This is a genomic window from Bacillus cereus group sp. N14, from assembly GCF_016483555.1.
Classification (GTDB): domain Bacteria; phylum Bacillota; class Bacilli; order Bacillales; family Bacillaceae_G; genus Bacillus_A; species Bacillus_A wiedmannii.
In genome coordinates this window covers 1-13,203 of the sequence record NZ_JAEHBQ010000029.1, presented here as the reverse complement: position 1 = coordinate 13,203, position 13,203 = coordinate 1, and the positions used below count along the sequence as shown (strand labels likewise).

Sequence of the window (13,203 nt, the reverse complement as noted above, 5' to 3'; positions counted from 1 at the left end):
TCTATCACCATCAATCATTTAATGTAAGCATAAGTAAGTCACTGTAATCGGAAGTATTTTCTACGTATTCCCGTAACTCTTTACTTAACGGAATCGACTTAATTTCATACTCATTTCCCGTCTTCAAAAGGAGCTCTCCATCCACCAGAATCTTTAATGTAACTTGCTTTAGCTTATACTTTGTTTGGTCCGTCCATTTTCGAACTTCTTCATATTGTTGACCTTTTTCTTCAAAAAAGGTCATAACATTCCCTTCTGTTACCGTATTCTTAAAGCGTTTTAAGTTATAGTGTATTACTTCTAATACAAAATCACGCGGAAACTTAAAATGCTTTAAAAATGCATATAACAAAATGGCATTATTATCAGAACGTGAGCCATTTACTAACATTTCACGCAATGTATCGTCCAACTTTTCCGCTCTTCTATACACACGTGGAAAAATATCTTTCATTGCCGCTTCACTGCGGCAATGAAAGATGTTTTCCTCAAAAACTCTATCTTTAATAGCTTGCTTTGACATTCCCTTTAATTGTAGGTCTGCCACTATCTTCATTTCATTGCGGTATAAATGTTCGGCTGTAAAACCACCAGAATATACTTTCATTTCTATATCACAACCTTCTAATTTCTAGTCCTGTAGCTTCTTCTTTAATTCTGCCCAACGATGCCATACTTTCAACCATGCATAAAAGTCATAGTAGCGTTCACGATCTTCTTCAAATGCTTCCATAACTACCTCTTCTTCCTCATCGTCAAACAATCGTAGTGTATCTTCTTGTTCTACTACTTTCACCTTTTCCACTTGTGGTTCGATGTTTGGATTAGAAATGTCTGTGATTAACCAGTCTTCAAAAGATTTTCTCGGTTTTGGAGGTGCATTTGGATCACGATCCTCCAATAACGGTGATATGTTACCACGATAAAACATATGCAAATCATGGTGGGCACGCGTAATGGACATATATAACATTTTAGCGTGTAAAGTCTCGTCTTTAAAGGTTGTTTTACTTACATCATGTATGATTACTGCATCAAATTCCAGTCCCTTTACTAAATACGATGGAATAATAACAATTTTTTCATGTAATTCTTGTCTTCCCTCTGAAATTACTTGAATACTATTTACTCCTCGTCGTTTCAATTCATCATAAGTGTCAATAGCTTCCTGTTTTGTATCTGTTAAAATAGCAACTGTTTTATGTCCTTTTCCTTCAAACTCTTGAATAGAACGTACCATTTCATCATATAGCTCTCCGGCAATTGCCACATTTTGAATAGAAGGTACAGCACCCGGGCGATTTACCGGAATTACAAGTGGGAAGTCATAGTTACTATTTAGTAACACACGATTTGCCATATCCATTACTTGTCTAGTAGAACGATAGCTTGTTTGCAGGTGAAGACGTTTGTATTCTTTTTCCTTAAATACATAAGATTCGATTTCTTCCCAACGATCTAAACCATAGAACGAGAAGATCCCTTGTCCAATATCACCTAAAATCGTCATTGATTTCGTATAGTCTTTCATGATTGCAAGTTGGAATGGACTATAATCTTGTGCTTCATCAATAAAGATATGCTCATATTCTAACTTTTTTCCATTAATTTTTGCATCTAAATAAATAAGTGGTGCAATATCTTCATATGTGAACTTCTCTTGCTTTACTTGTCTGCCGTTTTTCAGAAGCAAACTAAGTAGATCTTGTTCAATACCTTTGTGGAATGTATCAAATACTTTCTTTTGAAAAATAGATTTATACATAAGTATTGCAGAAATATGTTGCATCTTCTTCACATATAACTCAATTTCACTTTTCATTTTTTCCCGGAATACTTTCTCACGTAATTCCTTCGCTTTTTCCAATGCTTCATAAATTGCTTTACGCTCTTCTCCTTCTGGAAGCGTAATAATCCACTTCTGATAAGCATCTTCAAACTCATCTTCAATTTGCTGTATTTTCTTCTTCGTCTCTGCTATGCTCCAACTTGTAATGAAGTCTTTTACTTTTTTCATACGAACATTTAAGGGCAAATATTCCTTCGTTTGATAGAAATTATGAATTTCATCTTTTTGCAACATAACATCTGATCCAATAATAATACTACCATGCGGAATCATTGTACTTCCGATATACTCAACAAAGTCATCTAATAATTTTTTAAAGCGAAGAGATCCTTTATATTTTGAAACTTTTATAAGATCTTCTTTATTAGAAGACGCATAAACATTTACATAGTGATCATGCAATTCTGGGATGCTATTTACATCCGTAAAATAAGTCGATGCCCAATCATAGAATGTACGTTGTTCAATACCGTCTACTTCAATTTCAGGAACAACATCTTTAATGTAGGATAAGAAAATTTCGTTCGGTGCCAAAATCAAAATATCTTGCGGCTTCACTTGTTCGTGATATTGATATAGAAGATAAGAAATACGGTGGAGAGCAATTGTAGACTTTCCACTTCCCGCGGCTCCTTGAACAATAATAGTGTCTTTTAACGGTAAACGAATAATCTCATCTTGCTCCGCCTGAATACTCGAAACAATATCTCGTAATTGATGGGATTCACCTGTATTAGACAAAATTTCATTCAAATAGTCATCCATATATTTTACTTGCTGGCCGTCTTCCTCTTCCACAATTCCACTTTGTCCAATTTCGTTTACACTATTAATCGTTCCATCTTGAATAATAATACCGCGCTTACCAAGAATTTGAACAAATTGACTTTGATCATTTCCAATAGAAAAACGAGATTGCACACCTTGGTAAGCATTGTAAAGCTTACCTAAATCAGTACGCCAATCGACAACAACAAGCTCTCCATCATCATCGATACCTTTTTTCCCTATATAAATAGTCTCTTCACCATAGTCATCTTCAAAATCCAACCTACCAAAATACGGACTTTTTCGTGCCTCATTTAACTTCTTTACTTGCTTATATCTTATTTCTTGTAAACTCGCTTCAACTTGCGAAGTTACTTCCGTCTTCATCTCGTTTTCTGTTTGCTCTAACAAACTATCTATTACTTTTACCGTTTTATCTAAATACTTTTGTTCTTCAGTTATAAGAGTAGTATTCATCGCTCATCACCTTACATTTTATTACATACAATTATAATATAAAAATGTACCTTCTCATAGTTTAAGCCAAATAACAAATTATACTAATAAACTCCCATTCATCGAATATCTTAATTAAATTTTAATTCTAAAAAAGCAACATTCACGTCACTTAAAAATCTTTTTAAATAAACTTTATATTTACAATTAGAGCTATATAAACTACTAAAAAGGATTAGCACATAATGCGTACCAATCCTTTTTAGCAATACATATTTATATTTGAGAATAATTCAATTAGTCCTAATGCACTAATTCCAACGTCTTCTTACACTCGGTACCCTGTGGTAATAGTCTTCATCAAATCTCTTATTATATCTACCACTTTCATTTTCTAAGATATACGCTCCATATTTCAAATCTTGAGCAAATTCATCAAAATTCTCTTGATTAATATTAATACCTCTTTTGTAATTAAAATGTTCATTCTCTAAAAACATTTTATACACCCATGGATTTAAAATGAATTTTTCTATAGGCGAATCCTGAAATACTTCAAACACACCAATGATACGTTGAGGCATTATACCATCAAGAAGCATTACTTCTTGGTGAATATCGTTATACCATTTCACCCCAAGTCTTTCTAATTCTTTATTTAAATCCTCTGTTAATACCTCAAAACACCTTTCTTCTATTGGAATATACCCCAAAGTAATAAATCCATTATTTCTAGGTACGCCATCCAAACTATTAGTTGCAAACTTTCTAGCTATTTCCTTTTTCTTTTTTCCATATGTAGCGGAAATTAGCGGGCTAGTTTTTTTCCCTGACCATAAATTACCTATATTATGTAAAAATGCTGTTAAAAAAACTTTATTGTACTGAAGCTCTTCTATAGTTTTATCCTCATCAGTATTAGTAAACTTTTCAGATATTTGCCCATCAACCCATTTGCTCTTCTTTTTCTTTAATAAACCATTCGCTTCTTTATACAAGTCCTGGATCTCTTTTACCAGCGCTTCCCTGTCGTTCATTTCATGTGTATATAAATTACTTCTTTTTTCTTCTGTTCTCTGCAAATATTCTCTTCCTTTTTGTCCCACAACAAAAAATTTGTTTAAATCCTCTTCAATAAATTCTTCATGCTTGTCTGGTAAAGAAAAACCACGAAGACATACGATTAATTTCCCTTCTCTCTCTAATCGATTTAAAGTACGAATTAAATACGCCAGTTTTATAGCACCCCTATAGTTAACAGGCCCTAATTCATAATCATATCTATCATTTACCGGGGTAAAACTCACAACTTCCTCTACATTTCGGAATAAAACCTCATTTTTTTTCATACTTTATTCCCCTTCACTATTAGCTTAGTTTCTCCAGTATCTCTTATTAATTATTTGTGATTATTTCCCCCTCTAATCCCCGGATGATTCTTTGTAACGTCTATCTTTTGTCCCCTTACTAAAGTATGTATCATCATAATTCCCCCGTCCTACACCTTTAATGTTTTAACATTCAGTTCAATTATACTCCTCTTTAGATTTTCAAGGATACCCTCAAGATATTTCGTTCCTTAATACTTGTCCAAAGGAAGGTTTATCATAACTTCCAGCATGAATGTATAAATACTCAGATGATCTTGTCATGCCTACATATAATAGCTTACGTAGTTTAATATCATTTTGTTCGAGCTGCATTCTTTCAAACTTGTCCACATCAACTAAAAATACAATTGGTGCCTCAAGACCTTTTGATGAATGATATGTCGTTATAATTAAATGTCCTTCAGTAATATTTTTTGTAACTTTTACTTTTTGACGTATCTCATGATTTAATTTATTCTGTATACTCTCACAATCTTTTCGCTCTCTACACAAAATTAATATATCTTCTGGCTTATAGCCCTTGCGCTTAATAAGTTCGTAAACTTTATTACTAATATCTTCATATGATCCTTCAATAAAACTAACTCCATCTTTCATTTCATTCTCAAAAGATAGTTCGCTCATTGGACAATAAAATTTATTTACCTCCTCTTCCAATTTCTTTTCTTGCTTCAAGAAATTAAGGGCTAAATCTATATGTTGACTACCGGCACGATATGATTTCTTTAGTAAAGAACTTCGTCCACGCATATCAATACCTAAGCTCTTCCAACTATGATCCGAGTTATTATAAATGCTCTGTAGTCTATCTCCTGCTAAAAATAAATTTATCCCCGTAACAGTTTCCTTTTGATTATTAACATACGTATGCTCTTTACAAGACTTCACACACAATCGAATCCAATCATCTAGAAAGTCTTGATATTCATCCACTAAAACGGCATCATATGACGATTGCGCTCGCTGTATAGCAATTTCGGGCAACTCTTCATTCCACCATTTCACATTAAATTTCTTTGGTACGCATATACTCGCTGTATCTAGCGCAAATTTATGAAAAGTGCTAACATCTATATTTTCTAAACGTACATTCATAAAAGTAAGATCAGCTGCTAAGGAATTCAATTTGTTTTCAATTTTTGTTTGTAACGACTTATTATACGTTAATATTTTTATTTTCCATTCTGGATGTTCACGTACCAAATGAATCGCACGAGCTAGCAATAAAACTGTTTTTCCACTACCCGGAACCCCAGTTACCATATAGTGGCCATACGGTACACGTTTTGCAAAACGTTCTTGCTCTGCATCTAGTGCTGTAATTAATTCTTTTGTACTGATTTGATTATCACTACAACTAACTTTAATTTCCGGGAATAATAGAGTTCGTATTGCAATAATTTCATCTTCTTCTACGAAACTAAATTCATTTTTGAATAACTGATTTATATTTACTTTACTTAACATGTCAGATGAAATATATTGCGCTGGTGGCTGATTAAATACTTGCTCTAATCCACTCTCTTCAATCTTATTAGAATGGAGATACGGAAATATAACATTAGTATGTAATTTAAACTTTAATTCGTTCCTTTCATTTTTTAAAATATCTTGCAACCTAAATAATCTCTGTGCTGCAGTATGGTATAAGTTAGCTTTACAAAATGGATTATCTACCTGTTTTCCATCTGCTAAATCTATTTTTCTTCTATCCGCTCTACTAATATAAGAAAGTTCCCAATCTTTCACTTCAAAGATTGTTACGCCTCTTTGTGAATCAATTAAAATAAAATCAGGTTCTAAATGTCTAATTCTTGGCTGAATATATAAGTACGCTTCTCTTTGCACATCTTTATATAAAGCCCGAACCTTTTCAAGTACTTTCCTCTCACCTGGAGTCAAGCTTGGCAAATCATTCGGTATAATGTGTAAACCCACCAGAATCCCCTCTTTTTTCGTATTATGCGCGTTATGCATTTATAAAAATCAGATATAAATATATACAAATAAATAATTTATAATGCTAAAAAATGATTAAAAGTTCCTTTTTACTATTAAAAATAGTATTACATGCTATTCTCATTTTAAATTATATACTAAAATATAAGTTTTCTGGATTATTTTTCTATATCCAAAACAAAAAAGACACTTTTCATAGTGCCCTTTTCCATAAGTCTATACCTGACCTTTTGTATCACTAATTTCTAATGTCTCTTTTCTCGTTTGCCCTGACTAATTAACTTAATAAGTTTCTCTCGATTAATTAATACAACTCGATTCACTTTAGCAAGTTTGTATGCTGCGGCTGTAAATTCACTATTTGTAACAACCCATGTTTCATCAGCTTTATAAAATTCTTTTGCACCAACAATCTCCTGAACAGATTTAATTCCAACGTTATTCTTATAGCGTTTTGCCTGTACAATAATTCTTTTATCATTTTTTCTCAAAATTAAATCTGCACCAAAATCGTTAGATGCTTTAGTAATCTCTGTTTTATAACCCAAATTCGGAAATAGACTTCCTAAATATTTTTCAAACTGGTGTCCGCTCATTTTATCAATATCATAAATTCCTGATTGCCGAAGTTCTCTTAGCTTTTTTACATTCACATACATATATAATAATATAATTGCTGCTGATACCATTACTATTGGTACTAAAAATTCCGGTTTCCACAACACTCCGAAAAACGTAATAACTAGTAAAGATCCCAATATTGATTCATCTTGCTTTTTCTTTCGCTTAGCCATCTTAACTCCTTTTCACTCATAAACTATAATAATTACTTTAATAACCTAGATAAAATATCCCACCTAAAATAACTAATGCTATAGCACCTTTAATTATAGGTAGAATATCATCTGGTATATAAGATCTAATAATTACAAGCAGAGTACATATAATAAATATGACACCAAGGAGTATCCACCCGTCCCAAAGTACTTCTTTTAGTGATTCTGGTAACTCTATATTATTAACATCCATTTTATTTCCCTTTCTATCTTAACTTATAAAATTATAATAACGCATTATTTTTATAAAAGGAAATATTTATATAAATGTATATACTAAGAATGATATCGATATTTTATAAGTACAAAGCACTAAAATTACTTATCTCCTCTATCTCCACCAATCATCCCCCCATACCACCCACTACTCTCCTCCAAAAACCCCCTCGTCTCCCCACTCCCCTTATAAAAACTCTCCCACCCCTTCTCCCTCAAAATCCCCTTCCAACTATCACTCTCCACCATCCTCTTAATCACACCATCCCAATAAGCAACCTCTTCCTCCGTCATATCTTTCGGGCCCATGATTCCTTTCCAGTGCTGGAATATGACGTCGATTCCTTGTTCTTTCCATGTTGGGATTTCTGGTAGGCGGTCTAGTCGTTTTGGTGCGGATACGGCTAGTATTTTTATTTTGCCTGCTTTGTATTGTTTTTCGGCTTCGGATAGGGTCATGGTTGCGGCGCCTATTTGTTTGTTCGTTAGGGCGTTTATGATTTTTTCTTTGTTTTCGTAGACGAAGAATTGTAGTTCGGCAGGGTTTATGCCGAATGCTTTGCTTACTTGTACGAAGGATAGGTGATCGTCGTTTCCTAGGCCGGGGGCAACGCCGATTTTGAAGTTTTTCTTATCTTGTTTGAGTTGTTCCATTAGTTCGTTTGCGTTTTCTATGTTTGAGTCTTTTGAGACGACAACGACTTCCCAGTCCGATGCGAGTGTTGCGAGCGGCGTGAAGTCTTTATATGTTAGTTTACTGTGGCCTAGTAGGTTGTTCGTTATGAGTAAGCTTGAGTTAATCGCCAGTATGTGACCGCCTTTTTGTTTCATATATTTCCATCCGACGTCACCGCTGCCACCTACTTTGTTTGTGACAGTGATTGGTTTTGTGAAGATTTTTTCTTCTGTCAGTGTTTTTTGCATCGCCCGTGCTGTTAAGTCCCATCCTGCTCCTGGAACGTTCGGCGCAACGATTTCTACTTTGTCGATGTTCACTGTATTCGTTTGAGTTTTTTCCGAAGAACAACCAGCTATTACTCCTGTCATGATCCATATACATAGTAATAATCGTTTTTTCATAGCCCTCGTCCTATTCGATATTTTCGTTCTGGTCGTCCGATAATGCCGTATGTATATTCTACTGTGCATTCGTTTGTCGCTACTAAGTATTCTAAATATCTTCTTGCGGTTGTTCTGGAGGCCCCCATTTGTTCTCCCATTTCTTCTATTGTAATTCCCTCTTCAAATCCTTTTATAATGTCTGTCACTTTTTGCAGTGTTAACGGATCGACACCTGTCGGTAAGTTTTTCATATCTTGTATTTGCGAAGTACCGAAAAAGTTATCGATAAGTGTTTGATTCACTTCATTGTTACTATGTAATAGTTGCTTCTTTCTTTTATAATCTTCAATTGTGCGAACGAATTTTTCTAACGTGACCGGTTTTATAAGGTAGTTGCTTACTCCATTTCGAATTGCTTTTTCTAGCATATGGTTTTCATTTGCCGCAGTGACCATAATGACGTCAACGTTTGGAAAGTCAGCATGGATTTTCGGCAATAAGTCTGTTCCGATTCCATCTGGTAAATAATTATCTAATAGAAGTAAATCGATTTCTTCCCTTTGTAGTAATTCTATCGTTTCTTTCGCGTTCAATGCTTTTCCAATCACTTTTACGTCCTTTATTTTTAATAAAAACTCCTCTTGAATTTGTGCTACACGGAAATCATCTTCTGCAATTGCAACCTTCAACATATGTCCATCCCCCTGTTTGTTATGTACTTTCTCTCAATGTTTTCGGAAGGTAAATTGTAAAAATAGCTCCCCCATTTTTCTCGTTTTGAATTTCAATTGTTCCTTCTAGTAGGTCTACCATTTCTTTCACATTTGCTAGTCCGTAACCACGATCATTTCCTTTCGTTGAAAATCCTTTTTGAAAAATGGTCGTGATTTTTTCTGCCGGTACTCCCATCCCGCTATCTATTACTTCAAATACAATATCGTGTCCAATATCCGTAACGAAGAAGGAAACATTCTTCTCCTCTTGTTCACTCACCGCATCAAACGCATTATCGATTATGTTTCCAAGGATCGTAATAAGGTGTGAAACTTTTATATGGTCTGGTAATGGATGAAGTGTACTATCTCCTTCAATATGAAAATTGATCTTCTTCTCAGACGCTGTTCCGATTTTCCCTAATAAAATAGCTTGTACTTTCACATCGTGAATTTGATGGAATAAAATATGGTTTTGGCTTTGATGAATATTAGATTCTTGCTGAATGAATTCAATTGCTTCTTTGTAATGTCCTAACTGAAGTAATCCTGATAAGACGAAGAGCTTATTTGTAAATTCATGCGTTTGAGCACGTAAGTCCTCTGAATACTTTCTCACCTCAGATATTGTGTTCACAAGGTTTTGCAGTTCTGTTTTATCTCTAAAACTACATACAACTCCTACCGTACTATTATTTTCGAGTATCGGCGTCCTATTTAAAATAAACACTTTATCTTGAAACGCTATTTCTTGATCGTTTTCTAGCACTCTTTCCATATGAAAATCAGGTAAAACTTTCGAAATGTGCTGCTGCATATAATCATCATTTACATGCAGCATTTCTTCTGCCGACGTGTTCATCATCGTAATAAAACCGTTTTGATCAATGGCGATAATTCCTTCTTTTATAGATAGTAATATTGCGCTTCGTTCCCGGTATAACGCCGCAATTTCATTCGGTTCTAAACCGAGTGTATCTTTACGAATGCTACGTGCTAAAAGAATGCCACCAACAATTCCAACTAGTAATACAGCTAAGGAAAAGAGTATAATTTCTTTCGTTCTGCTCAGTATGTTAGATTCGATACCTTTTATTAAAAACTCTACTGTCACAACACCTACAACTTGATCGTAGTCTTCGTTATGAACAATAATGGGCGCCTTCGCCATTAAAGCAGGACCACTTTCACCATTTCCTTCAAGCGTATAATAGCCACCAAAAGTGAGTGCTTCATAGTTATATGGATTGTTACCCTTTGTGCCAATTAACTCCGAATTAGAATGGGAATACATAACCCCAGAGCGATCTTCTATAATGACATAATCTGCACCAGCTTGCTCACGAACTTGTTCCGCAATAGAATGGATCATACTTTTATGCTCATTATTTTGAAAAGCATCTTTTATAGCAGGCATAAAAGAAAGCGACTTCGCTGTTTGCAGTGCTAGCTGCTCCACTTGGCGCTTCGTATCAACGGACTGAATGTAAACAAATATTCCTGCTAATAGGAGAACGACAAATAAAATTAACGCGATAATTAAGCTTACTATTTTCGTTTGTAATGACACTTTGCGTGATTTCTTCATACTTCATATCCTTTGATAAAATATTCAAAACTATCAATCTCCTTTTTCTATTATTATGACAAAACTAATAATGAAGCAACTATAAAAACTCTCCATGTACATAAAGTACAAAAAGAATAAAATTGTCATAATATTGAGATTTCGTTCTATAGACAGTACAATTCAACTACATTGAACACGCTTTCATATATACCTTTTATTACTAAGCACGAGGAGGAATGATTATGGCTCAAGCAAAATCTAATCGAGTCGCCGGCAATATTTTCAAAGGTTCTGTCGGCAATTTAATTGAATGGTACGACTGGTACGTTTACTCTGCTTTCGCTGTTTACTTCTCAGCAGAGTTCTTTCCTAAAGGAGATCCAACGAGTCAGTTACTGAACACTGCAGCTATTTTCGCAGTTGGATTTTTAATGCGCCCTATCGGAAGTTTATTAATGGGCCGCTATGCAGATCGGCACGGACGCCGGGCGGCATTAACGCTTTCCATTACAGTTATGGCCGGTGGTTCTTTAATTATCGCCTGTACACCTAGTTACGAAAGTATCGGTATTATGGCGCCAATCATTTTAGTTCTTGCCCGTTTACTTCAAGGACTATCACTTGGCGGAGAGTACGGCACTTCCGCAACGTATTTATCTGAAATGGCTAGTAGTGGTCGCCGTGGTTTTTATTCAAGCTTCCAATATGTAACGCTCGTTGCCGGGCAAATGGTTGCGTTAGGCGTTCAAATTGTTCTTCAGCAATTACTAAGCGAACCAGATATGAAATCTTGGGGCTGGCGCATTCCATTCATTATTGGAGCGATGGGCGCAGTAGCTGTATTATGGCTTCGCCGCACGATGGATGAATCAGAACAGTTCGCAAACATAAAATCACAAAAACGCGAAAGCGCAGGAACCGTTCGCGCGCTTATGAAACACCCGAAAGCAGTATTAACAGTAGTCGGTCTAACATTAGGAGGCACTGTCGCATTCTATACGTACACAACATATTTACAAAAGTTCATGGTGAACACAGTCGGTCTTCCGAAAGAAGTTGTAAGCTGGATTAACTTTGTCGCACTACTTATTTTCGTCGTACTTCAACCAATTGCAGGGTTACTATCCGATAAAATCGGACGCCGCCCACTATTAATGGCATTCGGTATTCTCGGAACATTACTAACAGCGCCGATCTTCTTCTTCATGGAAAAAACGACAGAACCAATCGTAGCATTTTTACTCATGATGGTCGGTCTTATTATCGTTACTGGTTACACTTCCATTAACGCAATTGTAAAAGCCGAACTCTTCCCAACTGAAATTCGCGCACTTGGCGTAGGTTTACCTTATGCACTAACCGTTGCGATATTTGGTGGAACAGCAGAATTCATCGCATTATGGCTAAAAAGTATTGGGATGGAATCACTATTCTACTTCTACGTAGCTGGATGTATCGCTATCAGCTTTATCACATATTGGCGTATGGATGAGTCATCGAAGACTTCGCAGATTGAGGCGGAGCTTGGTGGCGGGGATACATTAGTTAACAATAAATCTAGTTAAAATTATGTATTCTATTATCTTCGTTTATCTGAAAAAGCATAATTCATTCATATATAATTTAAAAACCTCTACTTATATGTAGGGGTTTTTGTATGACGAAAAAACACGTAGTTTCATTTTTAATTTACTTAAAATTACTATTTCAATCATCATAAAAAAGACCTTTTATTAAAATAAAAGGTCTTTTTTATAAACATATATGTATTAAGATTTATATTTTTTTACTGTACAAGGAATAGTTACAATGTACAAATCTATAGCATAGATTGTAACCCAGATACCTTTACCTTCAGCTTCTAACTTTTTATCTAGTTGAGACAAATGCTCTGAAACTTTTCTTTTTCCCCATCTTCTAGGAAACCATTGAAAAACCTTAGGAACATTATATTTTTTATTATACCAAGTATTCAATCTCCAAAAAATGAAAAAAACCAAAACAATAATTATGATACGAAAAATATCAGAATATGAAATTCCTAAAACCATATTATATTTTCTCCATTTTCACTAAAACTCAGATAATTTACTTCTTAATTCTAATTCATCCTCAGTTTCGAAACCCTTAAATAATAAATGAATTATTTGATTATGATTAAAAAACACATTATATTCTTTTGATAAATTACCATTTTTCCATTCATAAAAATCTCGTTCCACATGTTCCTGGGTTTGAATTGCAAATTGATTTCGATCCTGTTCTTCGAATACACTTTGTAGTTTTTGATTCAATTGATTAATTTGTTTTCAATATCTTGACTCATCATATTCCTCCTACTATTTTACTTTACGTAGGTTGTCACATTAGCGAAAAGTATTGT

10 protein-coding genes and 1 pseudogene are annotated in these 13,203 nt (G+C 34.5%); 1 reads left to right on the top strand and 10 read right to left on the bottom strand.

All coding sequences use genetic code 11. The features are described from left to right. Nucleotides 1-10: 10 nt before the first annotated feature. From JDS82_RS26180 to JDS82_RS26145, 8 genes are all read right to left on the bottom strand, one after another. Nucleotides 11-607 (bottom strand): DUF1819 family protein, encoded by a 597-nt coding sequence (locus tag JDS82_RS26180; RefSeq protein WP_206773533.1) that lies wholly within the window; start codon nucleotides 605-607, stop codon nucleotides 11-13. 24 nt (nucleotides 608-631) lie between these two features. After that, the gene (gene helD / locus JDS82_RS26175) at nucleotides 632-3,094 is read right to left on the bottom strand and encodes an RNA polymerase recycling motor HelD (protein ID WP_098878449.1); all 2,463 of its coding nucleotides are present in this window, start codon (nucleotides 3,092-3,094) and stop codon (nucleotides 632-634) included. A 290-nt stretch (nucleotides 3,095-3,384) separates the two neighbouring features. Continuing rightward, a complete protein-coding gene (locus JDS82_RS26170; protein WP_098878450.1) occupies nucleotides 3,385-4,422 on the bottom strand; it encodes a hypothetical protein in 1,038 nt (345 codons plus the stop codon). A 213-nt stretch (nucleotides 4,423-4,635) separates the two neighbouring features. Further along, nucleotides 4,636-6,402: a UvrD-helicase domain-containing protein gene (locus JDS82_RS26165; protein WP_199714160.1), complete on the bottom strand. Its 1,767-nt coding sequence runs from the start codon at nucleotides 6,400-6,402 to the stop codon at nucleotides 4,636-4,638. A 266-nt stretch (nucleotides 6,403-6,668) separates the two neighbouring features. Then, the gene (locus JDS82_RS26160; protein ID WP_048566955.1) at nucleotides 6,669-7,217 is read right to left on the bottom strand and encodes a restriction endonuclease; all 549 of its coding nucleotides are present in this window, start codon (nucleotides 7,215-7,217) and stop codon (nucleotides 6,669-6,671) included. Nucleotides 7,218-7,577: 360 nt separating this feature from the next. Then, nucleotides 7,578-8,555, bottom strand: coding sequence for a tripartite tricarboxylate transporter substrate binding protein (locus JDS82_RS26155; protein WP_199714159.1), 978 nt, complete (start codon nucleotides 8,553-8,555; stop codon nucleotides 7,578-7,580). Continuing rightward, nucleotides 8,552-9,229 carry a response regulator gene (locus tag JDS82_RS26150; RefSeq protein ID WP_199714158.1) on the bottom strand — a complete coding sequence of 226 codons (678 nt, stop codon included), beginning with the start codon at nucleotides 9,227-9,229 and terminating at the stop codon, nucleotides 8,552-8,554. The genes JDS82_RS26155 and JDS82_RS26150 overlap by 4 nt, the downstream gene beginning before the upstream one ends. Before the next feature lie 19 nt (nucleotides 9,230-9,248). Further along, nucleotides 9,249-10,838: an ATP-binding protein gene (locus tag JDS82_RS26145; RefSeq protein WP_199714157.1), complete on the bottom strand. Its 1,590-nt coding sequence runs from the start codon at nucleotides 10,836-10,838 to the stop codon at nucleotides 9,249-9,251. A 224-nt stretch (nucleotides 10,839-11,062) separates the two neighbouring features. On the opposite strand from JDS82_RS26145, the gene JDS82_RS26140 reads away from it, so the two are divergent. Then, nucleotides 11,063-12,385 carry an MFS transporter gene (locus JDS82_RS26140; RefSeq protein WP_199714156.1) on the top strand — a complete coding sequence of 441 codons (1,323 nt, stop codon included), beginning with the start codon at nucleotides 11,063-11,065 and terminating at the stop codon, nucleotides 12,383-12,385. Between the two features lie 204 nt (nucleotides 12,386-12,589). Here the strand turns inward: JDS82_RS26140 and JDS82_RS26135 are convergent, their stop codons facing one another. Together JDS82_RS26135 and JDS82_RS29920 are read right to left on the bottom strand one after the other, a co-directional pair. Beyond that, nucleotides 12,590-12,871, bottom strand: coding sequence for a hypothetical protein (locus tag JDS82_RS26135; protein WP_000242739.1), 282 nt, complete (start codon nucleotides 12,869-12,871; stop codon nucleotides 12,590-12,592). A 21-nt stretch (nucleotides 12,872-12,892) separates the two neighbouring features. Then, nucleotides 12,893-13,146, bottom strand: a pseudogene (locus JDS82_RS29920) (DUF4176 domain-containing protein). Nucleotides 13,147-13,203 lie beyond the last annotated feature (57 nt).